General features: G+C 60.1%; 27 protein-coding genes and 1 riboswitch. Of the genes, 7 read left to right on the plus strand and 20 right to left on the minus strand.

Features of this window, described 5'->3' with window-relative positions; all coding sequences use genetic code 11:
- Positions 1 to 10: 10 nt before the first annotated feature.
- Genes queE through queC form a run of 3 tightly spaced genes read right to left on the minus strand, consistent with a single transcriptional unit; the run spans position 11 to position 1,790 of the window.
- Positions 11 to 757, minus strand: coding sequence for a 7-carboxy-7-deazaguanine synthase QueE (queE, locus tag QZ498_RS07145; protein WP_294621136.1), 747 nt, complete (start codon positions 755 to 757; stop codon positions 11 to 13).
- Positions 736 to 1,092: a 6-carboxytetrahydropterin synthase QueD gene (gene queD, locus QZ498_RS07150; protein ID WP_294621195.1), complete on the minus strand. Its 357-nt coding sequence runs from the start codon at positions 1,090 to 1,092 to the stop codon at positions 736 to 738. Before queD ends, queE begins: the two co-directional genes overlap by 22 nt.
- The gene (queC, locus tag QZ498_RS07155) at positions 1,092 to 1,790 is read right to left on the minus strand and encodes a 7-cyano-7-deazaguanine synthase QueC (protein WP_294621137.1); all 699 of its coding nucleotides are present in this window, start codon (positions 1,788 to 1,790) and stop codon (positions 1,092 to 1,094) included. The genes queD and queC overlap by 1 nt, the downstream gene beginning before the upstream one ends.
- A 127-nt stretch (positions 1,791 to 1,917) precedes the next feature.
- Between queC and QZ498_RS07160 the strand changes: the two genes are divergently transcribed.
- The 3 genes from QZ498_RS07160 to accC all read left to right on the plus strand — a co-directional run bounded on the left by QZ498_RS07160 (position 1,918) and on the right by accC (position 4,480).
- The gene (locus QZ498_RS07160) at positions 1,918 to 2,454 is read left to right on the plus strand and encodes a LuxR C-terminal-related transcriptional regulator (protein WP_294621138.1); all 537 of its coding nucleotides are present in this window, start codon (positions 1,918 to 1,920) and stop codon (positions 2,452 to 2,454) included.
- 171 nt (positions 2,455 to 2,625) lie between these two features.
- Positions 2,626 to 3,120, plus strand: coding sequence for an acetyl-CoA carboxylase biotin carboxyl carrier protein (accB, locus tag QZ498_RS07165; protein WP_294621139.1), 495 nt, complete (start codon positions 2,626 to 2,628; stop codon positions 3,118 to 3,120).
- A gap of 10 nt (positions 3,121 to 3,130) precedes the next feature.
- Positions 3,131 to 4,480 carry an acetyl-CoA carboxylase biotin carboxylase subunit gene (accC, locus tag QZ498_RS07170; protein ID WP_294621141.1) on the plus strand — a complete coding sequence of 450 codons (1,350 nt, stop codon included), beginning with the start codon at positions 3,131 to 3,133 and terminating at the stop codon, positions 4,478 to 4,480.
- Between the two features lie 51 nt (positions 4,481 to 4,531).
- Here the strand turns inward: accC and QZ498_RS07175 are convergent, their stop codons facing one another.
- Positions 4,532 to 5,212: a class I SAM-dependent methyltransferase gene (locus tag QZ498_RS07175; protein WP_294621142.1), complete on the minus strand. Its 681-nt coding sequence runs from the start codon at positions 5,210 to 5,212 to the stop codon at positions 4,532 to 4,534.
- Between the two features lie 93 nt (positions 5,213 to 5,305).
- On the opposite strand from QZ498_RS07175, the gene aat reads away from it, so the two are divergent.
- The gene (gene aat / locus QZ498_RS07180) at positions 5,306 to 5,956 is read left to right on the plus strand and encodes a leucyl/phenylalanyl-tRNA--protein transferase (protein WP_294621143.1); all 651 of its coding nucleotides are present in this window, start codon (positions 5,306 to 5,308) and stop codon (positions 5,954 to 5,956) included.
- Here aat and QZ498_RS07185 read toward each other — a convergent pair.
- From QZ498_RS07185 to QZ498_RS07205, 5 genes are all read right to left on the minus strand, one after another.
- Positions 5,920 to 6,279 carry a DUF2155 domain-containing protein gene (locus QZ498_RS07185; RefSeq protein ID WP_294621144.1) on the minus strand — a complete coding sequence of 120 codons (360 nt, stop codon included), beginning with the start codon at positions 6,277 to 6,279 and terminating at the stop codon, positions 5,920 to 5,922. The two genes, aat and QZ498_RS07185, sit on opposite strands and share 37 nt — an antisense overlap.
- Positions 6,276 to 6,731 (minus strand): outer membrane lipid asymmetry maintenance protein MlaD, encoded by a 456-nt coding sequence (gene mlaD, locus QZ498_RS07190; protein ID WP_294621145.1) that lies wholly within the window; start codon positions 6,729 to 6,731, stop codon positions 6,276 to 6,278. The genes QZ498_RS07185 and mlaD overlap by 4 nt, the downstream gene beginning before the upstream one ends.
- A 12-nt stretch (positions 6,732 to 6,743) precedes the next feature.
- A complete protein-coding gene (locus QZ498_RS07195; protein WP_294621146.1) occupies positions 6,744 to 7,127 on the minus strand; it encodes an NADH:ubiquinone oxidoreductase subunit NDUFA12 in 384 nt (127 codons plus the stop codon).
- A gap of 138 nt (positions 7,128 to 7,265) precedes the next feature.
- Positions 7,266 to 8,528: an ATP-dependent Clp protease ATP-binding subunit ClpX gene (gene clpX / locus QZ498_RS07200; RefSeq protein ID WP_294621148.1), complete on the minus strand. Its 1,263-nt coding sequence runs from the start codon at positions 8,526 to 8,528 to the stop codon at positions 7,266 to 7,268.
- Positions 8,529 to 8,673: 145 nt separating this feature from the next.
- Positions 8,674 to 9,312, minus strand: a complete 639-nt coding sequence (locus QZ498_RS07205; RefSeq protein ID WP_294621149.1) for an ATP-dependent Clp protease proteolytic subunit — start codon at positions 9,310 to 9,312, stop codon at positions 8,674 to 8,676.
- A 198-nt stretch (positions 9,313 to 9,510) separates the two neighbouring features.
- On the opposite strand from QZ498_RS07205, the gene QZ498_RS07210 reads away from it, so the two are divergent.
- Entirely contained in the window at positions 9,511 to 10,683 is a 1,173-nt protein-coding gene (locus QZ498_RS07210) for an FAD-binding domain-containing protein (RefSeq protein ID WP_294621150.1), read from the plus strand.
- A gap of 24 nt (positions 10,684 to 10,707) precedes the next feature.
- On the opposite strand, the gene trmB is transcribed toward QZ498_RS07210, so the two are convergent.
- The 9 genes from trmB to QZ498_RS07255 all read right to left on the minus strand — a co-directional run bounded on the left by trmB (position 10,708) and on the right by QZ498_RS07255 (position 18,329).
- Positions 10,708 to 11,424, minus strand: coding sequence for a tRNA (guanosine(46)-N7)-methyltransferase TrmB (gene trmB, locus QZ498_RS07215; RefSeq protein WP_294621151.1), 717 nt, complete (start codon positions 11,422 to 11,424; stop codon positions 10,708 to 10,710).
- Positions 11,425 to 11,532: 108 nt separating this feature from the next.
- The gene (gene metK / locus QZ498_RS07220; RefSeq protein WP_294621152.1) at positions 11,533 to 12,699 is read right to left on the minus strand and encodes a methionine adenosyltransferase; all 1,167 of its coding nucleotides are present in this window, start codon (positions 12,697 to 12,699) and stop codon (positions 11,533 to 11,535) included.
- A gap of 6 nt (positions 12,700 to 12,705) precedes the next feature.
- Positions 12,706 to 12,753, minus strand: a riboswitch (SAM-SAH riboswitch).
- 39 nt (positions 12,754 to 12,792) lie between these two features.
- Positions 12,793 to 14,316, minus strand: coding sequence for an apolipoprotein N-acyltransferase (gene lnt, locus QZ498_RS07225; protein WP_294621153.1), 1,524 nt, complete (start codon positions 14,314 to 14,316; stop codon positions 12,793 to 12,795).
- 4 nt (positions 14,317 to 14,320) lie between these two features.
- Positions 14,321 to 15,217, minus strand: a complete 897-nt coding sequence (locus tag QZ498_RS07230) for a CBS domain-containing protein (RefSeq protein ID WP_294621154.1) — start codon at positions 15,215 to 15,217, stop codon at positions 14,321 to 14,323.
- A 47-nt stretch (positions 15,218 to 15,264) separates the two neighbouring features.
- Positions 15,265 to 15,762, minus strand: a complete 498-nt coding sequence (gene ybeY, locus QZ498_RS07235) for an rRNA maturation RNase YbeY (protein WP_294621155.1) — start codon at positions 15,760 to 15,762, stop codon at positions 15,265 to 15,267.
- A gap of 106 nt (positions 15,763 to 15,868) precedes the next feature.
- Positions 15,869 to 16,246 carry a hypothetical protein gene (locus QZ498_RS07240; RefSeq protein WP_294621156.1) on the minus strand — a complete coding sequence of 126 codons (378 nt, stop codon included), beginning with the start codon at positions 16,244 to 16,246 and terminating at the stop codon, positions 15,869 to 15,871.
- A 21-nt stretch (positions 16,247 to 16,267) separates the two neighbouring features.
- Positions 16,268 to 17,278, minus strand: coding sequence for a PhoH family protein (locus QZ498_RS07245; protein ID WP_294621157.1), 1,011 nt, complete (start codon positions 17,276 to 17,278; stop codon positions 16,268 to 16,270).
- Positions 17,279 to 17,432: 154 nt separating this feature from the next.
- Positions 17,433 to 17,738, minus strand: coding sequence for a hypothetical protein (locus tag QZ498_RS07250; RefSeq protein WP_294621158.1), 306 nt, complete (start codon positions 17,736 to 17,738; stop codon positions 17,433 to 17,435).
- 12 nt (positions 17,739 to 17,750) lie between these two features.
- A complete protein-coding gene (locus QZ498_RS07255; RefSeq protein ID WP_294621159.1) occupies positions 17,751 to 18,329 on the minus strand; it encodes an OmpA family protein in 579 nt (192 codons plus the stop codon).
- Between the two features lie 489 nt (positions 18,330 to 18,818).
- Between QZ498_RS07255 and QZ498_RS07260 the strand changes: the two genes are divergently transcribed.
- Positions 18,819 to 19,538, plus strand: coding sequence for a hypothetical protein (locus tag QZ498_RS07260; protein ID WP_294621160.1), 720 nt, complete (start codon positions 18,819 to 18,821; stop codon positions 19,536 to 19,538).
- Positions 19,539 to 19,556: 18 nt separating this feature from the next.
- Here QZ498_RS07260 and miaB read toward each other — a convergent pair whose 3' ends face one another.
- Entirely contained in the window at positions 19,557 to 20,882 is a 1,326-nt protein-coding gene (gene miaB, locus QZ498_RS07265) for a tRNA (N6-isopentenyl adenosine(37)-C2)-methylthiotransferase MiaB (RefSeq protein WP_294621161.1), read from the minus strand.
- Positions 20,883 to 20,991: 109 nt separating this feature from the next.
- On the opposite strand from miaB, the gene QZ498_RS07270 reads away from it, so the two are divergent.
- Positions 20,992 to 21,861: a hypothetical protein gene (locus tag QZ498_RS07270; protein ID WP_294621163.1), complete on the plus strand. Its 870-nt coding sequence runs from the start codon at positions 20,992 to 20,994 to the stop codon at positions 21,859 to 21,861.
- Here the strand turns inward: QZ498_RS07270 and QZ498_RS07275 are convergent.
- On the minus strand, positions 21,858 to 23,159 hold the full coding sequence (locus QZ498_RS07275; protein WP_294621164.1) for a glycine cleavage T C-terminal barrel domain-containing protein: 1,302 nt from the start codon (positions 23,157 to 23,159) through the stop codon (positions 21,858 to 21,860). The two genes, QZ498_RS07270 and QZ498_RS07275, sit on opposite strands and share 4 nt — an antisense overlap.
- Positions 23,160 to 23,245: the final 86 nt, after the last annotated feature.

The raw sequence follows: 23,245 nt of genomic DNA on the forward strand, positions 1-23,245 counted from the left end.
CTTTCTCTCCTCAAACGCCGCGCTTGTTGCCCCAGAGCATGACATGCAACTGCGGAAGAACGCGCGCCTCGTACCATTTATCTTCCATCACCCGGTCGACCAGCCAGAGCATGCGGGCATCGACGCCCTCTTGATCCACTTGGGCGGTGTCATCCTCGGGCGGGGGGGGGGTGTGATTGCCGGGTTGCAGATAGACGGGCAGATCGGGGTAGCGCGCGGCCACATCGCGCGCCCAGAGGTAGTCCACCTCGTCAAAGATCACGATTTTCAGGACGGTTTCGGCCCCCTGCCCGGCCTTGATGCAGTCATCAAAGATGTCCCAATCCAACTGCATCTCGCTGGAGGGCGGTTTGGGGCTGAGCACCAGCATATCGAGGTCGGAAAACCAATCGCGCGCGACGCTGCCTTGGGTTTCCAGCGCGAAACGGTAGCCGCGCGTCTGGCCCAACTCGATCAGTGGGCCGAAGGGTTGGATCGCCGGGTTGCCGCCCGAGAGCGTGACCATCAGGGGGGCGCCGCCTGAAAGCTGCGCCACCTCGGCCATCACATCCTCGGCCTGCATGGGTTTCCAAGTGGCGCGATAGGCGCTGTCCACGGCGTGCATGCTGTCGCACCAGCTACAGCGGTAGTCGCAGCCGCCGGTGCGCACGAAGACCGTAGGCACGCCAATGAGGGCGCCCTCGCCCTGAATGGTCGGCCCGAAAATTTCCGAGACGCGAATGGTGGTGTCGTCGCTCACGGCCTGTATTCCGCCCATGTCTTGGGGGTTTCGCTGACCTTTACCGCACTGACCTCGGGCCATTTGGCGCGGCACCAGTCGAAGAAGTGCTTGGCCATGCATTCGGCGGTGACAATGTCATCGCCCAGTACATCGTTCAGGTGCCGGTGGTCCAATTCATCGTCGATGTAGCGTTTCAGGGGGGCGAGATCGAGGTAATCACGGACAAAACCGTGTTCGTTCAGGTCCTCGGCCCGCAGTTCCACCACCACGATGTAGTTATGGCCGTGCAGGCGGGCGCATTGGTGGTCTTCGGGCAGGCCAAAGAGTTGATGCGAGGCGGAAAAATGGAATTCCTTGGTGATCGTATACATCATGCGCCCTCCGTTCCGGTGGCTTGCCGCCAATAGTCAGGATCGGCGTAGCCTGTGGGGTCTTCGATGCCCGCGAGGTGAAACGCCTCGCGCCGTTCCACGCAGGTGCCGCAGCGCCCGCAGTGGAGCTCGCCGCCTTTGTAGCAGGACCATGTTTCGGCAAAGGGGGTGTTGTGCTTGGCCCCTTCGGTGACGATGTCGGCCTTGGAGATGGTGACGAAGGGCGTGTAAAGCTCCACCTCGCCCATCCCCTCAAGCGCCTTGTTTTCCATCGTCTGGAAGGCGTCGATAAAGCCGGGGCGGCAATCGGGATAGATAAAGTGATCGCCGCCATGAACGGCGGCGGCCACCGCATCGGCCTTTTGCGCCGAGGCCATGCCGAAGGCGATGGCCAGCATGATGGCATTGCGGTTGGGAACCACGGTGACTTTCATGGTCTCTTCGGCGTAGTGGCCATCGGGCACATCCAGATCGTCGGTGAGAGCCGAGCCGGAGAGCGCCGCACCGACATTGCGAATGTCGATGACGTGATGCGGCACGCCAAGCCGCGCGGCGCAGGCGGCGGCGGAGTCGAGTTCCTTGGCGTGGCGTTGGCCATAGTCAAAGGACACCAGCCCCACCAACTCGCGTTCAGAGGCGACCTTATGGGCAAGCGTGACGGAATCCAGCCCGCCCGAGCAGATGACAAGAGTTTTCATTTTTTAGTCCTTGTTTTGAGCGGGTAGGCTGCGACCGCATGGGGCGCATCTAGTGGGTTTGGCAAGTTTTGGCAAGCGCCGGGCCTTTGCATATGCAGCATTTAGCGGGCATAAGACGGGCATGGAGATGACCGCGCTTGCCTTTGATCATGCCCCGGTGGGCCTTGCCGTGTTGGAAAAGCGGATCATCCAGCATGTGAACCTGCAATTCGCTGCGATCTTTGGCGACAACCCGGCGGATTATGCCGGTGTTCCTCTGGCGCGCTACTATCCGTCGATCGAGGACTACAGCCGGATTGGCGAGCGCGCCCTTGCCGCTATGCGCGACACCGGGCGCTATTCGGATGAGCGGGTGATGAAGCGGCGGGACGGGGAGCTTTTTTGGTGCCGGGTGCGGGGGCAATCCCTGACCCCGGATGACCCGTTTCGGCGCGGCATCTGGTCCTTTGCGGACCTGTCTGAAGAACGCCCCCTCGTAGAGTTGACGCAGCGCGAGCGCGAGGTGGCCATTCTCACTTGTCGGGGCCTGACCTCGAAGGAGATCGGCCTTGAACTGGAGTTGAGTTATCGCACAGTCGAGGTGTACCGTGCGCGGTTGCTGGAGAAGTTCGGGGCCCGGAAACTGGCGGAACTGGTGGCAAAATTATCCGGTATGCCGCTATAAAAGCGGACGTTGCGTAACCTTTTTTGAAATTCCCCCTCGCAATCCGCTGAATATTGCCTCATTTTGCAGGACGATTGCCCACTTTTCTATGGCAAACGCTTGCCCTATAAGCGGCCAAAATCATGAACGCGGCAGACGTGCCAAGAACTGCCGCAACGGTCGAGGAACCCGATGCCGAACAAACCCCATGACTCCGATGTCGCCTTCATCAAGGCTCTTGCCGAAGTGCTCAACGACAACGAACTGACCGAACTTGCGGTCAAACGGGATTATGGCGAGAATGACTCGCTCAACGTCAAGGTAAGCCGCCGTCAGGAAGTTGTGGCCCAAGTCAGCGCCCCTGCCCCGGCAGCCGCCCCGGCCGCCCCCGCCGCCGCAGCGGCCCCGGCAGCCGCCGCCGACAGCGCGCCCGCCGAAGACCCCGCAAGCCACCCCGGCGCCGTCACCTCTCCGATGGTGGGGACTGTATACATGCAGGCCGAACCCGGCGCGCCGTCCTTCGTGAGTGTGGGCGACAAGGTGGCCGAAGGCGATACCCTGCTGATCGTCGAAGCCATGAAGACCATGAACCACATCCCCGCCCCGCGCGGCGGAACGGTGAAACGTATTCTGGTCGAAGATGGTGCCGCCGTGGAATATGGCGCGCCACTTATGATCATCGAGTAAGGATCACCGCATGTTCGACAAGATCCTCGTCGCCAACCGTGGTGAGATTGCCCTGCGCGTCATTCGCGCGGCCCGTGAGATGGGTATTCAGAGCGTCGCGGTGCATTCAACCGCTGACGCCGACGCCATGCATGTGCGCATGGCCGATGAATCGGTCTGTATCGGCCCGCCGCCGGGCACCGACAGCTACCTGTCGATCCCGGCGATCATCGCCGCCTGCGAGGTGACGGGTGCGCAGGCCATTCACCCCGGCTATGGCTTTTTGTCGGAGAACGCGAATTTCGTGCAGATCGTCGAGGACCACGATCTGACCTTCATCGGCCCCACCGCAGAGCATATTCGGGTCATGGGCGACAAGATCACCGCCAAGGACACGATGAAGAACCTAGGCGTGCCTTGTGTGCCCGGTTCGGACGGTGGTGTGGCCTCGCTCGACGAGGCCAAGAAGCTGGGCGAAGAGATCGGTTACCCGGTGATTATCAAGGCCACCGCTGGCGGTGGCGGACGTGGGATGAAAGTGGCACAAAACGCCGCGGACATGGAACACGCCTTCATGACGGCCCGGTCAGAGGGCAAGGCCGCTTTTGGCAATGATGAAGTCTATATCGAAAAATACCTTACCACCCCACGCCACATCGAAATTCAGGTTTTTGGCGACGGCAAGGGTAAGGCTGTGCATCTAGGTGAGCGGGATTGCTCACTTCAGCGCCGTCACCAGAAGGTTTTCGAGGAGGCCCCTGGCCCCTGCATTACCGAAGAAGAGAGGGCGCGCATCGGCAAGATCTGCGCCGATGCGGTGGCGACCATCAACTATGCCGGCGCAGGCACGATCGAATTCCTGTATGAAAATGGCGAGTTCTATTTCATCGAGATGAACACCCGCTTGCAGGTCGAGCACCCGGTCACCGAGGCGATCTTTGGCGTTGATCTGGTCCAAGAGCAAATCCGCGTTGCCGAGGGGCATCCGATGTCCTTTACGCAAGAGGACCTACAGATCAACGGGCACGCTATCGAAGTGCGTATCAACGCCGAAAAACTGCCCGAGTTTTCGCCGCGCCCTGGCACAATCACGCAGTTCCATGCGCCCGGCGGCCTTGGCGTGCGGATGGATTCAGCACTTTACGACGGCTACAGTATTCCGCCCTACTACGACTCCCTGATTGGCAAGCTGATCGTGCATGGAAAAGACCGCCAAGGCGCCCTGACCCGGCTTAGCCGGGCGTTGGGAGAATTGATCGTGGATGGTGTCGATACGACGGTGCCGCTTTTCCACGCGCTCTTGCAGGAAGAGGATATCCTGACAGGGAACTACAACATCCATTGGCTGGAACACTGGCTGGAGACCAACCTGCAGGATTGAGCGGGCGTTGGGCGTTGGCCCGCTTTCGTGGACCAACGATCGAAGACTGTCTTACGTCGGCATCAAGGTAAGGCTTTGACGACGTTGTGGGCCGGATTGATAGTAATCCGACAGCCCCAAGCGGTCTTCCTCGGGGAGGCGAGACCAATCTATCCAATCCATTTCGAATCCCGTGTCGCGCGCCGCCTTGGCAATAGCCCCTCGGCTAGGAATGAGCCTTGGGTTCACGTAACTCTCGGGTACGGGGCCACGGTGATTTTCCATGACGAAAACCGCATCGTCGGTCATTGCGAATAGTCCGTCGATCACGACGAGCCTTGGCTTCACGGCCCTGATCGCGTGCAGGAGTGCATGCAGGTTGCCAAGCCTGTCAATCACATCAAAAAGCACCACGATGTCATATGTGCGGCCCGCTTCGGCATCCGTGGCCAAGGCTTCGATCGGGTTCGCCTCGCGCATTTCTATGCGTTCCCCCAGGCCGATTTCGGGAAGCTGAAGAAACCGTGACACCATATCATTGCTTTCTTCGACGCCGACCACATGCAAAGCGCCAGCCGCGGCAAAGGTATAGCACCACCGCCCATCTTCGGCCCCCAAAAGAAGGACGGTCGAATCCGCAATTACATGCCGAAAACCATCCACCAAAATCGCATGGCGGGCCTGAATACGGTTGGCCATCAAATTGACGTCGCTGTCCAGAAACCCGGCCGGTATATGCTGATGATAAGACATTGGATGATCCTTTCGTCGCCCCGCCCTTGCAGGTCTACTCCGGGTGCCGATACTGAAAGGTTAAGCGACCATGGGATTATACCTCGAATTGTGATGACCAAAGATGAACCGATCTTGACGCCCGAGCTTTTGCTGCGGGCCTACGCCGCGGGGATATTTCCGATGTCGGAGCATCGCGATGATCCCGAGGTATTCTGGGTTGATCCACGGCGGCGTGGGATTCTTCCCCTCAAGGAGTTTCACATTTCTCGCTCGCTTGCGCGGCGTATGCGGCGAGGCGCATACCGGGTGACTTTGAATGCCGATTTCGAAGCGGTTCTTGAGGCCTGCGCCGACCGCGACGAAACCTGGATCAACGCGGAAATCCGGCAGCTTTACACGGCATTGCACAGATTGGGCCACGCGCATTCCCTTGAAATATGGGAGGGACAAGACCTTGCCGGTGGCGTTTACGGAGTCAGCCTTGGCCGCGCGTTTTTTGGTGAAAGCATGGTATCGCCGCGATCCGATGGCTCAAAACGCGCGCTTGCGCATTTGACGGATCACCTTGATCGTTGTGGCTTCACGCTTTTTGATACGCAGTTCATTACGCCGCATCTGTCCAGTCTGGGGGCGATTGAAATCAGCAGGGCAGAGTATCACAGCCGCCTTCACGAGGCACTGCAAGGCGATGCCGACATACATGGCCTGCCGCTTTGCGAGGACCCTTATTCGGTCGTACAGCGCAGAACCCAGACGTCATAACGCGGGTACTCCATCGCGTTCAGAGCGGGGGATGATCCGATCATCCAGCCTTGGAAAACGGGTTGCTCGCGGCCTTCCTCGGAAATCGCGACAAAGGCGAAGGCATCTGCGGCGGGGTCGCCCTGTGGGAAGCGGCATTCGCCCAATCGCACGGTCAACCGGCCCAGTGCGGCGCTTTCGCCGTTTTTCAATCGCAGGTCCACGACATCACCGCTAACCTTGTCCAGACCGCGCAGGACGGCCCCTGTGCCCAAATCCACGGCTTCTTGCGCAACAGCAGCACCGGAAAGCGCAAGTGTCAGGGCAAGGGCTGGGCGGATCATTCCCCGTTGTCCTCGTCGCCTGCCACGAATTTCATCAGCAAGGAGACAAGACTGACCGAGCCTTGGGTAAACTCGATCTCGTCGCCGGGTTCAAAATAGAACGGCGAACCGCCGGGAAGAATCTCGACGTAGTTACCCCCAAGCAGGCCCTCGGAACTGACCGCCACGGCACTGTCATCGGGGACTTCGATACCTTCCTGCACGGTGAAAACCGTGCTGGCGCGATAGGTTGTGGGGTCAAGCTCGATGCCGGTCACACGGCCCACCTTGACACCCGCCATGCGTACATCCGTGCCAAGGTCCACGCCATCGGCGCTACGGAAGCTGGCTGCAAGTTCGTACTCGCTCTGGCCACCGGATAGGCCCGTGGCCTGCCCGGCATAGACAAGAAACCCAATCGCCACGGCAAGAACAGCGCCGCCAACGAGTACTTCGGTGGTGTTTTCAGACATGAGCGTGCCGCCTTATTCCGGGGTCCAAGCCTCGTAATCCCGACGCTCGACAGGTTCAGGGCGCCGGATCGACCCGGCCGGAGCATAGGCCAAGGCCGTTCCCGTCAGGTTTTCTTCATGCGGCTTTTCCCAAGCCTTGTGATCAAGTGGGCGATCGGTTGGCGGTTCGTCGAAGGTATGGTGCAACCAGCCGTGCCAATCAGGGCTTACGCGGCTGGCCTCGGCTTCGCCATTGAAAATCACCCACCGGCGCTTGTTCTCGTGATCGCGGTAGAAGGTATTGCCTTGCTCATCTTCGCCCACCTTGACGCCCTTGCGCCATGTGTAAAGCTGGGTGTTGAGCGTCTGCCCGTTCCACCATGTCACGGCGCGCAGAAGAGTGTTGAGAATACCCATGATAGACTCCTGATATCTTGGTGCCTTGTATGGCGAATTGCCGGGGTAAAGTCCAGTGCCGCTCCCTTGGCTATATGGCAAAAGAAAAGCCCCGCCTGAAGATCGCGGGGCTTTCAAACCAACCAAACATTGGCCTCACTATCCAGCGCTTGCGCCTTCCTTCTTCTGATCGGCATAGATCATCAAAGGTGCGGCGTCGGAGGTGACGGCCTCTTCGTTCACGACCACCTCTTCGACACCTTCCATGCCCGGCAAGTCGAACATGGTATTCAACAGGATATCTTCGAGAATCGACCGCAGGCCACGGGCCCCGGTTTTGCGTTCGATCGCGCGTTTGGCAATGGCCTTGAGCGCATCGTCGGTGAAGGTCAGTTGCGCATCTTCCAGTTCGAACAGACGCTGGTATTGCTTGACCAAAGCGTTCTTCGGCTCGGTCAGGATGGTGACCAAGGCGTCGTCGTCCAGGTCTTCCAGCGTTGCGATCACGGGCAGACGGCCGACGAACTCCGGAATCAAACCGAATTTCAGCAAATCCTCGGGTTCGAGATCGGTAAAGATTTCGCCGATGCCACGTTCGTCCACATCGCGCACATCTGCGCCAAAGCCCATGGCACTGCCTTTGCCGCGCTGTGCGATGATCTTGTCGAGCCCTGCAAAGGCCCCGCCGCAGATAAACAGGATGTTCGTCGTGTCCACCTGCAGGAATTCTTGTTGAGGATGTTTGCGCCCGCCCTGTGGAGGCACAGCGGCGACGGTGCCTTCCATCAGCTTCAGAAGCGCCTGCTGCACCCCTTCGCCGGACACGTCGCGGGTGATAGACGGATTTTCGGATTTGCGGGTTATCTTGTCGACCTCGTCGATATAGACGATGCCGCGTTGCGCGCGTTCGACATTGTATTCGCTGGCCTGAAGCAGTTTCAGGATGATGTTCTCCACGTCCTCACCCACATAGCCCGCTTCGGTCAGCGTGGTCGCGTCGGCCATGGTGAAGGGCACGTCCAGAATACGAGCCAGAGTTTGGGCGAGCAGGGTCTTGCCGCACCCCGTCGGACCGATGAGCAGAATATTGGACTTTTGCAGCTCAATATCGCTTTTCCCGGAATGGTTCAGCCGTTTGTAGTGGTTGTGAACAGCGACGGATAATACCCGTTTTGCCATGGCCTGACCGATCACATAGTCATCCAGCACTTGGCAGATTTCCTGCGGGGTGGGCACGCCTTCGCTGGATTTCAGGCCAGCGCTTTTGGTTTCCTCGCGGATGATATCCATGCACAGTTCAACGCATTCATCACAGATGAACACGGTTGGCCCGGCAATCAGTTTGCGCACCTCGTGCTGGCTTTTCCCGCAAAAGCTGCAATAGAGCGTGTTCTTGCTGTCACCGCCAGAGTTGTTCGCCATAACGTACCTTTCGGGCTGTAGGCCCCGGTTTAGCGGGCGCTTGCGCGCCGCGTGGTCTTCGTCTTCATCAGGCCAGCTTAAGACAGGCGCAGCACCACCACAATGTCAAAAATCACCGCGCCCCGCGGGGCGCGGCAGGCCTTTGTTAACTATCGTCGCCGTCGCCCTCTGCCTTGGCGCGATTCTCGACGATTTCGTCGATGAGGCCCCATTTCTTGGCCTCTTCCGGTGACATGAAGTTGTCCCGCTCAAGCGCATCCTCAACTTTCTTCAGCGTCTGCCCCGTGTGCTTCACGTAAATTTCATTGAGCCGCTTCTTGAGCTTCATGGTTTCTTCGGCGTGGATCATGATGTCGGTGGCCTGCCCTTGGTAGCCGCCAGACGGTTGGTGAACCATGATTCGGCTGTTGGGCAGCGAGAAACGCATGCCTTCGGCTCCAGCGGTCAGCAGGAGCGACCCCATGGAGGCCGCTTGCCCGATGACCAGCGTGCTGACCTTGGGTTTGATGTATTGCATCGTGTCGTAGATCGACAGGCCCGAGGTCACGACGCCGCCGGGGCTGTTGATATACATGGAGATTTCCTTTTTCGGGTTCTCCGCCTCCAGGTGCAGCAGCTGCGCCACGATCAGGCTGGACATGCCGTCGTGGACAGGGCCGTTGACGAAAATGATCCGCTCCTTGAGCAGGCGCGAGAAGATGTCGTAGGCACGCTCGCCGCGGCTGGTTTGTTCAACCACCATTGGGACGAGGGTATTCATGTAGGTCTCGAATGGGTCTGTCATATTCCGCCTGCCTGTGGGTGTGGAGGGAGTTTAGAGATCATGTGCTAACGGAGTCTTAGTGTCGTGCAGGGGTAGCTGCAAGGGGCGCGGAAACTGTTTTGCATGGCATCTTGATCTCTCGATGGCCCGCTCTAGCTGGAATGCCCTCGCAAGGCGGGTTGAAAGATGAACAGGTTTTTTCCATCCAGAAACAAAGGCTTGGAGCGTTTGAAGGGGTTTGCGCCCCATGCAGGCCGGGATTATGCCCGGCTGCGCAACTATGACCTTGGCCCAGAGAGCCATGTTCATGTGTCACAGCTTTCCCCTTATCTGCGTCATCGCCTTGTTACGGAAAAGGAGGTTTTGCAGACGGTCTTGAACCGACATTCGCGCGCTGCGGCGGAAAAATTCATACATGAAGTTTTCTGGCGAAGTTATTGGAAAGGTTGGCTGGAGTTGCGCCCGGGGGTCTGGGGCCAGTACCGCGCAGGGCTGGCGCGGGCCTTGGATCGCACCAAGGCCGAAAGCGGGTTGCGGCAGCGTTGGGACGATGCCTGCAACGGCGAGACTGGTATTGATGCCTTCGACCATTGGGCCAAGGAGTTGCGCGAGACCGGATACTTGCACAATCACGCGAGGATGTGGTTTGCATCTATCTGGATTCACACGCTTAATCTGCCTTGGGAGTTGGGCGCAGATTTGTTCCTGCGGCATTTGCTTGATGGTGATCCGGCGTCAAACACGCTGGGCTGGCGTTGGGTCGGTGGCTTGCAGACCATCGGCAAAACTTATCTCGCGCGGCCGGACAATATTCACAAATTCACCGAAAACAGGTTTAACCCCAAGGGCTTGGCCCGCGACGCTCATCCATTGAGCAGCCAAGGGCATCCGCCCCGCGGTGAGCCGCCACAAACGCCCCCGTGGAACCCGGCAGAGCGTGTTGGCGTTCTTATCCATGACGATGATCTAAATCTGAATCCTCTATTTGAATCCGATGTTTATCCGCTGACCTTCACGCGACTTGTAACCTGTGACGCGCGGTCGCCCTTGGCTGTGTCCGAGGATGTGCGACGCTTTGCCAAAGGGGCCATGGAGGATACGGTGGCACGTTGGGGCGCACGGCTTGGAACGGATGCCGGGGAGCATGAAACGCCCGAGGCAATTGCGGCTTGGGCCAAGACTAATCAATTAGATCAAGTGGTTACGCCATACGGCTCAACTGGACCGGCGCGGGATGTGCTTGATGATCTGGACAGCCGGTTGACGCCGCAGGGGATATCCTTGATCCGCGTGATTAACCCTTATGATTCAATGACTTGGCCAAATGCGACCCATGGGTTCTTCCGTTTCAAGGATCATATCGGTGAGTTTCTGGATGACTTGGGCCTTTGAAATCTTTTTTGAATCAAAGGCTTATCAGCCAATCTTACGAAAGGTCAGATAATGCGGCACCCGGCCTTCGCGCAGGGCTTTTTGCTCATACCGGGTAGAAATCCAATCATTCCAAGGGGTTCGCCACTCCGAAGGTCCCTCGGCCAGCCATTCGAAGCCATGCCGAGGCACTTGCTCCAGCGTTTGGCGGACATAGTCGGGAATATCCGTTGCCACCCGGAAAATAGCGCCTTTTTTCAACACCTTGGAGAGCGGCTCTAAGTGCTCGGGCGTGACGAAACGGCGACGGTGGTGGCGCTTCTTGGGCCAGGGATCGGGATATAGCAGGAAGGCGCGGGAGATGCTTGCGGGGGGCAGCACATCAAACATATCGCGGGCGTCACCGGGGTGGACCGCTATATTTTGTGCTCCGGAGTCACGAATTTTGCCCAAGAGCATGGCAACGCCATTGATGTAAGGCTCGCAGCCGATGAACCCCACGTCCGGGTTCTGCACGGCCTGATGCACCATGTGTTCGCCGCCACCAAACCCGACTTCAAGCCAGACGTCCCGATCCCCAAAAAGCCCTTTTAGGTCAATGGGTTCACGCTCTGGATTCACGTCCCACCCGACAGCCCCCGGCGAAAGTTTGGCGAGGTCTTCGTCAAGGTAGGCCTCCTGCGATTTGCGCAGGCCCTTGCCTTTGAAGCGGCCATAAAAGTTGCGCCACGGGGCGCCGGAGGGGTGCTTATCTGCGGTCATGAGAGTTGTACGACTCGTACGTTTTGTACGTGAGTTTCGTACGAAAATCGAACCGCCCCGAAAGTGATGCGTACGAGTCGTACGAAACACTGACGGGGCGGGCGATCATCATACGGATTTCTTGAGGGTCTCGACCAGATCGGTGCGTTCCCAGCTAAAGCCACCATCGGCCTCGGGCTCGCGCCCGAAGTGACCATAGGCCGCCGTACGCTGGTAGATCGGTTTGTTAAGATCCAGCGCCTCGCGGATGCCGCGCGGGGTGAGGTCCATCGACTGGCGGATGGCCTTTTCGATGTCCGTTTCGTGGACTTGGCCAGTACCGTGGGTGTCGACATAGATCGACAGCGGCCTGGCCACGCCGATGGCATAGGAAAGTTGCAGGGTGCAGCGTTCGGCCATACCGGCAGCGACGACGTTCTTGGCAAGGTAGCGCGCGGCATAGGCCGCCGAGCGGTCGACCTTCGTGGGGTCTTTGCCGGAAAACGCACCGCCGCCGTGCGGCGCGGCCCCGCCGTAGGTGTCGACTATGATCTTGCGGCCGGTGAGCCCTGCGTCACCATCGGGGCCGCCGATGACGAAGGTGCCGGTGGGGTTGACCCACCATTCGGTTTTGTCGCTGATCCAGTCGGCGGGCAGAACCTCGCGAATGTAAGGTTCAACGATCGCGCGGATGTCATCGCTGCTCTGGTCTTCGCTTTCGTGCTGGGTGGAGAGTACGATCTGCATCACCTCGACCGGCTTGCCATCTTCGTAACGCAGGGAAATCTGGCTTTTGGCATCGGGGCGCAGGGCGGGTTCGGCCCCGGATTTGCGCGCCTCGGCCAGACGGCGCAGGATGGCGTGCGAGAACTGGATCGGCGCGGGCATGAGCGCCTCGGTCTCATTGGTGGCATAGCCGAACATGATGCCCTGATCCCCTGCCCCGTCGCGGTCGACCCCTTGGGCGATATGCGCGGATTGTTCGTGCAGGAAGTTCAGAACATGGCAGGTATTCCAGTGGAATTTTTCCTGTTCATAGCCAATGTCGCGGATACAATCGCGGGCGATCTGTTGGATACGGCCCATGTAGTTGCGCAGCAATTCCTGATCGGACAGCCCGACCTCCCCCCCGATAACGACCATGCCAGATGTGGCAAAAGTTTCAGCCGCGACGCGGGCGTTTTCCTCTTCTGCGATGAGGGCATCGAGGATGGCGTCGGAAATCCGGTCGCAGACCTTGTCGGGGTGGCCCTCCGAAACGGATTCGGAGGTGAAGATATAGTTTTGTCGGGACATGTAAGGTGCTCCATTAATGTCTGCCGTCACGCCAGGAAGCCGTTGTGACGGGATTGAAAGGTGGTTACGCGCAAGGGCGCTTGGGGTCAATCGCTAAGTCCCGGAGCGTTTGCGCCTGTTGTAGACACACGACAAGGTCAGAAGACAAAGAAGCGCCAAGAGGACAGGCCAATCGCCCATGCGCGCATAGGGCGTGGGGTCCATGGCCGGCGGCAGCGGCGCGTCACGCCATCCGGCCTCGTTCAAGGGGATTTGCGCGGTGATCCGGCCGCGCGCATCGATCACCGCCGAGATGCCGGTATTTGCGACTCGGATCATCGGAAGCCCCTGTTCGGCGCTGCGCAGGCGGGCTTGGGCCAGGTGTTGGTAGGGGCCGGAGATACGCCCGAACCATGCGTCATTGGTGACGAGCAGCATGACATCGGCGCGACCGGGGGCGGCGCGCACATCCTGCGGGAAAACCCCTTCGTAGCAGATGAGCGGCAGGGCGCGGCCCAAGGCGCCAAGGTTGATGACCTGAGCACCGGGGCCAGCGGAGTAGCCTTTGCCACGTTGGGCGGCGAAGGCAGTGATGCCGAATTTCTGCAGGGTATCGCCGTATGGGATGTATTCGCCGAAGGGGACGAGGTGATGCTTGTCGTAAAGCGCCGTGACCTTCCCCGTGTCATCGAGCGCCACGAGGGAGTTGAAAAGCCGCAGCCCATCGCGGCGTTGCAGGCCAAGCACCACGGGCGCGCCTCGGGCGGCGCGGGCTATGGCGGAGAGCGTTGGTTGTGCATCGTTCAGCAGCACGGGGATGGCCGTTTCAGGCCAGACGATGAGATCGGGGCGGTTGCCGTCCTGCCCCGGTTCAGCGGTAAAGGCGATTTGGCGATCGAAGAAGGTCTGGATATGGGCCGGATCCCATTTGAGGTGCTGCGGCGCGTTGGGCTGGATCAGGCGGACCTTGGGGGCATCTTGCGGCGTTGGCGGCGCGAGTGGAAGTTGCCCTGTCACGGCGAAGAGCGCGGCAAAGCCCAGCAGACCCGCAACACCGGCAAGCCGCGGGCCGGTGAGCAGAGCGGTAAGGGCCGTGCTTGTGGCCAAAAGCGCGACTGTCAGGCCAAGCGAGCCCGCGACAGAGGCCAGCGGCAGAAGGCCCGTGTCGATCAGCGCGTGGCCCGGTTGCGCCCAGGGAAAGCCGGTAAGGACGGTGCCGCGCAGCGCCTCGGCCAGCGTGAGCGCGCAGGCAAGGCCCAGCGCGCCGCCACGCAGGCGATGCGACAGCCCGGCGGCCAGCGCCCAGAACAGCGCCAAGCCGCCCGCAAGCCCGAACAGCGCGAAGGGCGCCATCCACCCGTGGCGGGCGATATCGACGAGGAACGGCTCGATGATCCAACTGAGCGAGAGCGCGAAATAGCCCGCCCCCATGGCCCAACCGCCCCAAGCCGCCGCGCGCCAGCCGGGCAAGGCGGGCAGCACCGCAAAACAGCCTGCAAAAGCCGGAATCGAGAGCCACCACAGGCCCAAGGGCGCCTGCCCGGTGGCGGCCAGAGCGCCAAGGGTAAAGAGCAACGCGAGCCGCCAACGGGGGCGCAGGTGAGTAGCGCTGTCCCTCAGGCGCAGGGCACTTTGCATGGGGTCAGCTATCCGACACGCCGGGCATCTGTACGCGCAGGCGCTTGATGCGGCGGGGGTCGGCCTCGGTCACTTCTATGGTGACGCCGGCGGGGTGTTCGACGACTTCGCCGCGCACCGGAACGCGCCCCAAAAGCATGAAGACCAGACCGCCCAGCGTGTCGATCTCTTCCTCGTCCACTTCCTCGGTATCGGTCAGGGATTGGTCGATCTCGGCCTCGAATTCCTCAAGCGGGGTCTTGGCGAGGGCAAGGTAGACGCCGGGGCGTTCCTGCGTCCAGAACTGGGCGTCGTCGAGGTCGTGCTCATCCTCGATCTCGCCGACGACCTGTTCGATCAGGTCTTCGATGGTGACAAGGCCATCCACCCCGCCGTATTCGTCGATGACCAGCGCCATGTGCCGCCGCTCGTTCTGCATTTTCTGCAGCAGGACGCCGATCGGCATGGAGGGAGGCACGTAGAGCAAGGGGCGCAGGGTGTTGGTGATCGAGAACCCGCCCCCTTTGCCGTTGAAGCCATGTTTGAGCGCGAAATCCTTGAGGTGAACCATACCGATGGGGGTATCGAGCGTGCCCTCGAAGACGGGCAAACGTGTCAGCCCGCTGTCGCGGAACACCTGCACCAGTTCATCCTTGCTGATCGAGGCCGGGACCGAGATGATATCGGCCTTGGGAATGGCCACATCCTCGACCGCCATGTCGCGCAGATTGCCCATGCCGGGCGGCAGGCCGCTCGAGTCGGTGTCACGCGGGTTATCTTCTGATGGGGCATCATCCTCACCCTGGCTGAGAACCCCGATGATACGGCGGAAGAACCCGCCCTGTTCCTCGTCGCTTTGGTCTTGCCCCTCGGGCTGCGCGCGTTGCGCCGCGTTAGAGGAGTCTTCGGTACTGTCGCCCATTGTCTCTTTTGTCCGGTTGGTGGGGGTCACGGCCCCCGGGTATTGCCCTAATATGGGTCAGGGAGACCCAGTTTGCCAAGTATGGCAGCCTCGGTTGCTTCCATCAAAGTGGCATCTTGGTCACGGATATGGTCATAGCCCAGCAGGTGCAGCGTGCCATGGACCAGCAAATGGGTAACGTGATCGGCCATGGGCTTGTCCTGTTCAGTCGCCTCACGCGCGCAGGTCTCAAAGGCGATGGCGATATCGCCCAGATGCTGCGGCCCCTCATCGCCCCCTTGCGGGGGCTTTTCGGGGAAGGCGCCGGCAATTTCGGGGGTGAGATCAGTCTCGGGCCAGCTAAGCACATTCGTGGGCGTGGGTTTTTCGCGAAACGATGCATTGAGGGTGGCGATGCGCGCGTCGTCGCAAGCCAGAACGGCGATTTCCCAATCTGCCGGATCGAGGCCAAGGTGGGTGAGCGTGGCCCGCGCCGCGGTTTCGGCGAGGGCCTCAAGCCCGGCCGCTTGCCAGCGGTGGTCTTCGATGAGCGTATCGGTGAGCATTTGGCACAAGCCGGGGGCGCTGCCCCCGGACCCCCGGGATATTTGTGAACAGAAGAAGAGGCATTCGCGTGTTTTCTGTCGGGCGTCAAGGGAATGGAGAGGCGCGTTATGTGGTGGGTTTGAGCGCCCAGAGGATCAACCCTGTGAGGACGGCGAATAGACCTCCTTGCGGTAAAACGGCATAACCGATGCCGACCATGAGCGGCAGGATCAGGCCGATGACGGCCATGGTGGCGGACTGGATAGCGGCGAGGCCGAGCAAAGCGCGGTTTTGGCCCCATGTGCCATAGGCAACGGTGGCCGCGAGAACGAACAACAGCCCGCTGAGAAAATGCCAGACGAGAAATCCGGTGCCGCGGGCCACCTCGGGCAAGTCAGAGGCCAGGAGTGGCGCGGCGGTTTCGGGTGTGCCGACAAAGAGATGAACGAGGGCTGTAAGCGTGGCGAGTGCCACGGCGGTATAGCCGACTTTGGATCGTATCATTTTGCAGGGCCTCAGGCGCACCTAAGCGGCGGGGTTATCTTTGTCATAGGCTTCGATAATGGCGGCAACGAGCGGGTGGCGCACCACGTCCTTGGCCGAGAAATAATTGAAGGCGATATTGGGTATGGATTTCAGCAGGCGTTCGGCATCGTGCAAACCGGAGGTCACACCGCGCGGCAGGTCGATCTGGCTACGGTCGCCGGTGACAACCATGCGCGAGCCTTCGCCGAGGCGGGTGAGGAACATTTTCATCTGCATGGAGGTGGCGTTTTGCGCCTCGTCGAGCACCACGAAGGCATTGGCCAGCGTCCGGCCCCGCATGAAGGCCAGCGGCGCGATCTCGATGCGTTTTTCCTCGATCAGCTTGGCCAGTTGTTTGCCGGGAAGAAAGTCGTTGAGCGCGTCGTAGAGCGGCTGCATGTAGGGGTCGACCTTGTCTTTCATGTCGCCGGGCAGGTAGCCCAGTTTCTCGCCCGCCTCGACCGCCGGGCGCGACAGGATGATCCGGTCAACATGGCCTTCGATGAACATCGACACGCCGACCGCTACCGCAAGATAGGTTTTGCCGGTGCCGGCCGGGCCGATGCCGAAGGCCAGTTCATTGGCAAAGAGCGATTTGACATAGGCTTTTTGCGCATCGGTGCGCGGTTCGACCAGTTTCTTGCGGGTCTTGATTTCAACCCGGCCGCCCTTGAACATTTCGAGCTGATCCCCGTCGCGGGTGCCGGTACCATCGTCGCCGGTGTCCATCCGCAATTCGCGGTCGACATCGGCCGCCTCGACCGGCTTGCCGGTTTCAAGACGTTGGTAAAGCGCGCTCAGAACTTCGATGGATTCCTTGGCGGGGGCCTCTTCGCCCATGACGACCAGTTGATTGCCGCGGCGCAAGATCTGCACGCCCATCTTTTGTTCGATATCGGCAAGGTTGCGGTCAAACTCGCCGCACAGGTCGATCAACAGGCGGTTATCGGGAAATTCGATCGCCGCTTCGTGCAGGGCATCGTCGGGCGGAGGCAGCACGGTGGTGTTCAATCAACTCTCCAAGGTTGGCAGCTTATGGAAGAAGGGTGCCAAGTTGCGCGGGCAGGCGCAAGGGCGGGTTCGACATTGTCACGCATTTGAGACGAAAACAGCCGCAGGAGGCGATCCTGCGGCTGTTTGATTGGCAAATGCATGCGGTGCCACCTTAGATCGGATCCCCGATAATGCTGGTGGAGCCCTGTTTGAAATCGCCGGTGGCGACGGTTGGCGGGGCGGTACCAGAGCAGACCGGCTTGCCGTATTTGTCGAGACGTTGCGATAGATAACCTTCGACACCGTCGTCGATGATCCAGTGATCGCAGCCGTTGGGGTCAACCCAGATTCCGGCGCGCATTCCGCTGAGGTGGTCGCGGTCGAAGAACTGGCGGTCGAAGGACTTGTCGGTGCTCGCATCGCAAGCGGCGAGAAGGCCGACAACGGGCAGCGCGAGCATGAGTTTCACGTTTTTCATTGGACCGGCCCCTCAGTTGATGCAGATGATTTCGACGCGACGGTTTTTCTGCATACCGGCCGCCGTGTTGTTGGTCGCCTTGGGCATGCGTTCGCCATAGCCGCGGACATCGGCGATACGGGCGCCGACGCTTTGGGCGACGCGCGCCACCGAGTTGGCCCGGCGATAGGACAACCGCATATTGTAGCTATCCGAGGCGCGGCTGTCGGTGTGGCCGGTGATGATGTAGGACACGGCGCCGGTCTTGCGGAAGAAATCTTGCAGGCGGCGCTGACCTGCGACGCTGATCTTGGCGCTGTCGGTGGCGAAATACTGATCGGAGTTCATCACGCCGCAGACATTGCCCCGGCGGCAGACCGGGATGCCTTGGCGGCTGACATGCGGGGTCATGTAGCCTTCGACGCCGTCATCCATGACCCAATGTTCGCACCCGTCGGGATCGACCCAGATGCCGGGTGTGTAAATCTCACCCTTGACCGTTCGCTGCCCTTCCTGCGCCAGCCCGGCATCCGCCGATACTGCAAGTCCGAGGGCGACGGCAGCAAGCCCCCCCAGAACGCTGCGCACTGTTCTGCAAATATCTTTCGCCACAGCCACTGTCCTTTTTGTTTTCCCCCAACGAGGACAGCGGTAACCAGCCACCCCCAAACGAATTATCCTTTTACTTTAACAAGTTTAGGAACGATGTGAAGAATTATTCACCAGATATTGTGTCATATCTGGAAACAGTCACTAGTGTTGCGGCAAGACTTGCCTGCAAAAATCAAAAATTGCGTGAATTCTATCACTTAGGCCAACTTTGCAGAGCGCCCTCCGGTGCCGGCCCCGGGCACGGGTTGGAGGCTTGGGCAGCCGTGGTTGGTTCATTGCCTGCGCGGCGACCGGGTGAGCGATTGGAATCAGAAATTCGTCAAGGGCCGGCCGCCCGGGGTACAGGGTTCATTTGGGACAAGTGATTTGCGGCAATCGGCGATGGGCGATGACGCAGGGCGCACAAAGTCAACTGTTGCCAAAATTTGGACAAATTTCGGGTTTAGCCGAGGGATTGTTGAAGAAAACGCAAAGAAGGCCCGGCCCGTTATGATGTGCAAAGCCCGTTACCTCGTTCCCTTGATGGCCGCGACCGCCCTGAGCGCCTGCATGCAAGTCACGCCGGAGGCCTCGCGAGCGGAGAATGCCGCGCTTTATTTTCACAACGATCCCATTGTCGACGGCAGCGTTGCAAAGCAGGTGGATGCCTTGCAGCAGATGGCCGATGAGATCGTGATGCAATCGACCCTCAAGGGCGGTGCGATCGGGGCCGCAGTGGGCTGTGGTCTGGCGGTTGTCGCCTCAAGCCATATCGGCAAATGCGCGGCCAGCGCGGCGGTTGGCGCGGCCGGGGGCGCCATTGCGGGCCGTGCTGCGGGCCAGCGCAGCGTGAAAAAGCGCATGCAGCTTGTCCACGAGCCCGAGCTGAGCCGGAGCTTGCGCAATGCCTCGAACCAGTTTGAAAGCCTGCGTGACGATCTGCCCGGCCTGCTGGCGGCGCAGGAGGAGCGGTTGAACGCCTTGGCCCTGCAACTGGCCGGCGGCCAGATCAGCCGGGCCGAGCATGATCGCGGTGTTGCAAAGGTCAATTCCGAGCGCGCGGCTTTGGCAGAGGCGCTGAGCCTGAGCGAGGCCGACATGCGCCGGGCGGTGCGCAACCTGCAGACTGCGGCCGCGCGTGGGCAAAGCGGGCTGGACTGGCATATCAGAACCGCCAATCAACTGGCCGATGACGTGGCCTCGCAACGGTCTAGCATCAGTTTGCTGTAAGCCCCTGCCCTGCCGGCATCAGCCGACGAGTTGACCCGACAGGGAGTTCGAGCCGCTTTCAACGATCTTGACGCGGGCGATATCGCCCGGCTTGGCCGTGCAATTTGCCACGTGTACCGCATGCAGATACTCGGATTTGCCGACCATTTGCCCCTCAAGGCGGCCCGGCTTTTCGAAGAGCACGCTGACCTCGCGGCCCACCATGGCGTCTTGGATGGCGCGCTGGTGGTGGGTGATCCGCTCTTGCAGGCGATAAAGGCGTTCGGATTTTACATCTTCGTCCAGTTGCGCGCGTTCTGCCGCCGGGGTGCCGGGGCGCGTGGAGTATTTGAAGGAAAAGGCGTAGCCATATTTGACCTCTTCAATAAGGTCCATTGTGGCCTGAAAATCGGCGTCGGTTTCTTCGGGGAAGCCGACGATGAAATCGCCCGACATCAGGATGTCGGGGCGCGCTTCGCGGATGCGTTCGATCAGGCGGATATATTCTTCGGCGGTGTGCTTACGGTTCATCCGCTTGAGGATGCGGTCACTGCCCGATTGCACGGGCAAGTGCAGGTAGGGCATGAGTTTTTCACACTCGCCATGGGCGGCAATGAGGGCATCATCCATATCGTTGGGGTGCGAGGTGGTGAAGCGGATACGCTCCAACCCGTCGATATCGTTCAGCGCCCAGATCAGGCGCGCGAGGGTCCAGTCACCGCCATCGGGGCCTTGGCCGTGGTAGGCGTTGACGTTCTGACCCAGCAGGGTGATTTCGCGCACGCCACGTTCAACCAGATCGCGGGCCTCATCAAGAATGCGGGTGGCGGGGCGGCTAACCTCGGCCCCACGGGTATAGGGCACGACGCAGAAGGCGCAGAATTTGTCACAGCCTTCTTGGACAGTGAGGAAGGCGGTGGGGCCGCGTTTCGCCTTGGGGCGGTTTTTCAGGGTCTCGAATTTGTCGTCGAGCGGGAAGTCGGTATCGAGGGCTTTTTTGCCTTCGCGCGCCTTGGCCTCCATCTGTGGCAGGCGGTGGTAGCTTTGCGGACCGACGACCATATCGACAAGCGGCTGACGGCGCATGATTTCTTCGCCTTCGGCCTGCGCCACACAGCCCGCAACGCCGATTTTCAGATCGGGGTTTTCATCCTTGAGCGTGCGGAATCGGCCCAGTTCGGAATAGACCTTTTCGGCGGCTTTTTCGCGGATGTGGCAGGTGTTGAGCAGGATCATGTCCGCGTCGTCGGGGCTGTTGGTTTCCACATAGCCCGCACCGCCCATGGCCTCGGCCATACGCTCGCTGTCGTAGACGTTCATTTGACAGCCGTAGGTCTTGATGAAGAGCTTTTTCGGTTCGGCCATGTTGGACAGACTCCCGCAAGGTTTCAGGCCGCTTCCCTACACCAAGGCAAGGGTCGCTTGCAATGGAATGCGAATTGGCCGACGTTATCGCAAAAAACCGGGACCGTTGATGTATTACGACAGCCTAGACGCCTTTTTGAAGTCAGCCGACACGACCCTGAAACAAGGGCCTGTGGGGATGATTTTCGTGGAAGATGATATCGAAGTCGGCAGCACGGTGCGCCACCATCTGGACAGCGGTTTCAAACAGCTTCTGGTGTTGATGCCCGAGGCCTTCGACCTGCCCGAAGATGTGGTGGACAAGGTGGCGCGGATTGATTTCGACATTGCCAAGGGTGCCGACTATGTCGACGCGGTTAACCGCATCGCCGCCGCGGCACCGGGGCTTTGGATGTATTACTGCTTCAACGCCGAATACCTGTTCTATCCCTTCTGCGAAACCCGAACGGTCGGAGAGTTGCTGACCTTCCACACAGAAGAGCGCCGCGATGCCATGCTTTGCTACGTGATCGACCTTTATGCCGGGGATCTGGAGGTCCATCCGAACGCCGTGTCGCTGGAAGATGCCCATCTGGACAAATCCGGGTATTATGCCTTGGCGCGGAACGATCCGGACAATCACAACTACCCCAAGGAGCGGCAGTTGGATTTCTTCGGCGGCCTACGCTGGCGGTACGAAGAGCATATCCCGGCCAAGCGCCGCAAGATCGACCGAATCGCCCTTTTCAAATCCAAGCCCGATTTGATCCTGCGCGACGATCACACCTTTACGGATGAGGAATACAATACCTATGCCTGCCCGTGGCATCACAACCTGACGGCGGCGATTGTTTCATTTCGGACGGCCAAGGCGCTCAAGGCGAACCCCGGCTCCACCTTTGATATCCATACGTTCAAGTGGCACAATTCCACGCCGTTCGAGTGGCACTCGCGACAGTTGCTGGATTTGGGCCTGATGGAACCGGGGCAGTGGTTTTAACCGGCTTTCTTTTGTTCGCGTGCGCTTGGGTGTTCTGAAGGCACGAAAGGCACTTCGCTGACGATGGCATCGACCGACTTGCCGGATGTTTCTTGGTACATTTCGGGGAGTTCCACCTTGAGGCGCGTGCCAATGGCGGTTTTTTCCCAAGGAACATAGGCCAGAGCGATGTTTTGCTCCAACTCGGGCGAGTACCATGGCGAGGTGACATAGCCGCAGCGTGTACCGTCCTCCTTCGCCACCAGCCAGAAATCGGGCGCGTAATCGGTGATCGGCAGGCCGCCCATCTTAAGGCCGACGAGTTTGAGGGCGAAAGGATAGTCCCCTTTCTCGATTTGCGCGCGCTGGCGTTCCAGCGCCTCTTTGCCGATGTAGTCGGCGGTTTTCTTGCGCGGCACTTGGTAGGCAAGGTTGACTTGGAACGGCGAGGTCTCAGCGTCCATATCCTGCCCCCATGACAGGATACCCGCCGCGATCCGACGGTGGTGGCCCGGGGCGATCACCCGCAGGCCATAACGCGCGCCCATGCCACGAATGGCGTACCAGACAGGCTCGGCCGTCTCGGAGGCGTTGCGGACATAGACTTCGTAGCCCTTTTCGCCGCTGAAGCCTGTTTGACTGATCACGACCGGGCAGCCTTCGATCTTGGTTTCCATCATTCCGTAATAGGGGATGTCGCGCACCTCCTCACCGATCAGGTCGGCCATGAGGTCTTCGGACAGCGGCCCTTGGATTTGCAGGGGGGCGACGTCGAGTTCGGTGATGTCGACATCCCAGCGGCGGGGGATGTTGACGCCTTGCAACCAAAGCATCAGGTCGCTGTCGGAGATCGAGAACCAGAATTCATCCTCGGCCAGACGCAAAAGGACGGGATCGTTCAGGATACCGCCCTTGTCGTTGCACAGGATGCAGTATTTGCCGTGCATCGGTTTGATCTTGGTGGCGTCGCGGGTGATGACGGTATTGACGAAATCTTCGGCGTCCGGCCCCTTGACGCAGATCTGACGTTCGACAGCGACGTTCCAAAGCGTCACGCCATTCACCAGCGCACGATATTCGGCCATCGCGCCGCCATCTTCGGGGCGGGCATAGGCACGCGGGTGGTACATGCGGTTGTAGACGGTGGCGCGCCAGGCCCCGGCCTCGATCGACAAATGCCAGAAGGGCGATTTGCGCACGCGCGTCGATATCAGCATCTGAACAGAGGTCGGCCCGGACTGGCGCAGGTTGACGGGCACGGTGCGATCCGATTGATCCACGCCCGGAACGTTCGGGTGGGTACGGTTCTGATGTGTCATGCGACAAAGATGGGCATCGCCTATTGCGCGATCAACCCGTGGCGCGGTCACGAATTGCGGCGCGGATGGCTCGTCGGGCGATGCGA

Source organism: uncultured Roseovarius sp. (genome assembly GCF_913057115.1).
Lineage (GTDB): Bacteria > Pseudomonadota > Alphaproteobacteria > Rhodobacterales > Rhodobacteraceae > Roseovarius.

What these genes read in the sequence shown, in the direction of transcription:
- trmB (WP_294621151.1), bottom strand. Translation starts at nt 11,424, where the DNA reads ATGACCGCAGATAAGCACCCCTCCGGCGCCCCGTGGCGCAACTTTTAT.
- QZ498_RS07230 (WP_294621154.1), bottom strand. Translation starts at nt 15,217, where the DNA reads ATGGGCGACAGTACCGAAGACTCCTCTAACGCGGCGCAACGCGCGCAG.
- clpX (WP_294621148.1), bottom strand. Translation starts at nt 8,528, where the DNA reads ATGGCGAACAACTCTGGCGGTGACAGCAAGAACACGCTCTATTGCAGC.
- queC (WP_294621137.1), bottom strand. Translation starts at nt 1,790, where the DNA reads ATGAAAACTCTTGTCATCTGCTCGGGCGGGCTGGATTCCGTCACGCTT.
- lnt (WP_294621153.1), bottom strand. Translation starts at nt 14,316, where the DNA reads ATGCAAAGTGCCCTGCGCCTGAGGGACAGCGCTACTCACCTGCGCCCC.
- QZ498_RS07275 (WP_294621164.1), bottom strand. Translation starts at nt 23,159, where the DNA reads ATGACACATCAGAACCGTACCCACCCGAACGTTCCGGGCGTGGATCAA.
- QZ498_RS07185 (WP_294621144.1), bottom strand. Translation starts at nt 6,279, where the DNA reads ATGATCCGCCCAGCCCTTGCCCTGACACTTGCGCTTTCCGGTGCTGCT.
- queD (WP_294621195.1), bottom strand. Translation starts at nt 1,092, where the DNA reads ATGTATACGATCACCAAGGAATTCCATTTTTCCGCCTCGCATCAACTC.
- miaB (WP_294621161.1), bottom strand. Translation starts at nt 20,882, where the DNA reads ATGGCCGAACCGAAAAAGCTCTTCATCAAGACCTACGGCTGTCAAATG.
- ybeY (WP_294621155.1), bottom strand. Translation starts at nt 15,762, where the DNA reads ATGCTCACCGATACGCTCATCGAAGACCACCGCTGGCAAGCGGCCGGG.
- QZ498_RS07270 (WP_294621163.1), top strand. Translation starts at nt 20,992, where the DNA reads ATGTATTACGACAGCCTAGACGCCTTTTTGAAGTCAGCCGACACGACC.
- metK (WP_294621152.1), bottom strand. Translation starts at nt 12,699, where the DNA reads ATGTCCCGACAAAACTATATCTTCACCTCCGAATCCGTTTCGGAGGGC.
- QZ498_RS07260 (WP_294621160.1), top strand. Translation starts at nt 18,819, where the DNA reads ATGATGTGCAAAGCCCGTTACCTCGTTCCCTTGATGGCCGCGACCGCC.
- QZ498_RS07205 (WP_294621149.1), bottom strand. Translation starts at nt 9,312, where the DNA reads ATGACAGACCCATTCGAGACCTACATGAATACCCTCGTCCCAATGGTG.
- accB (WP_294621139.1), top strand. Translation starts at nt 2,626, where the DNA reads ATGCCGAACAAACCCCATGACTCCGATGTCGCCTTCATCAAGGCTCTT.
- QZ498_RS07160 (WP_294621138.1), top strand. Translation starts at nt 1,918, where the DNA reads ATGACCGCGCTTGCCTTTGATCATGCCCCGGTGGGCCTTGCCGTGTTG.
- QZ498_RS07250 (WP_294621158.1), bottom strand. Translation starts at nt 17,738, where the DNA reads ATGAAAAACGTGAAACTCATGCTCGCGCTGCCCGTTGTCGGCCTTCTC.
- QZ498_RS07175 (WP_294621142.1), bottom strand. Translation starts at nt 5,212, where the DNA reads ATGTCTTATCATCAGCATATACCGGCCGGGTTTCTGGACAGCGACGTC.
- queE (WP_294621136.1), bottom strand. Translation starts at nt 757, where the DNA reads ATGGGCGGAATACAGGCCGTGAGCGACGACACCACCATTCGCGTCTCG.
- QZ498_RS07240 (WP_294621156.1), bottom strand. Translation starts at nt 16,246, where the DNA reads ATGATACGATCCAAAGTCGGCTATACCGCCGTGGCACTCGCCACGCTT.
- QZ498_RS07195 (WP_294621146.1), bottom strand. Translation starts at nt 7,127, where the DNA reads ATGGGTATTCTCAACACTCTTCTGCGCGCCGTGACATGGTGGAACGGG.
- mlaD (WP_294621145.1), bottom strand. Translation starts at nt 6,731, where the DNA reads ATGTCTGAAAACACCACCGAAGTACTCGTTGGCGGCGCTGTTCTTGCC.
- accC (WP_294621141.1), top strand. Translation starts at nt 3,131, where the DNA reads ATGTTCGACAAGATCCTCGTCGCCAACCGTGGTGAGATTGCCCTGCGC.
- aat (WP_294621143.1), top strand. Translation starts at nt 5,306, where the DNA reads ATGACCAAAGATGAACCGATCTTGACGCCCGAGCTTTTGCTGCGGGCC.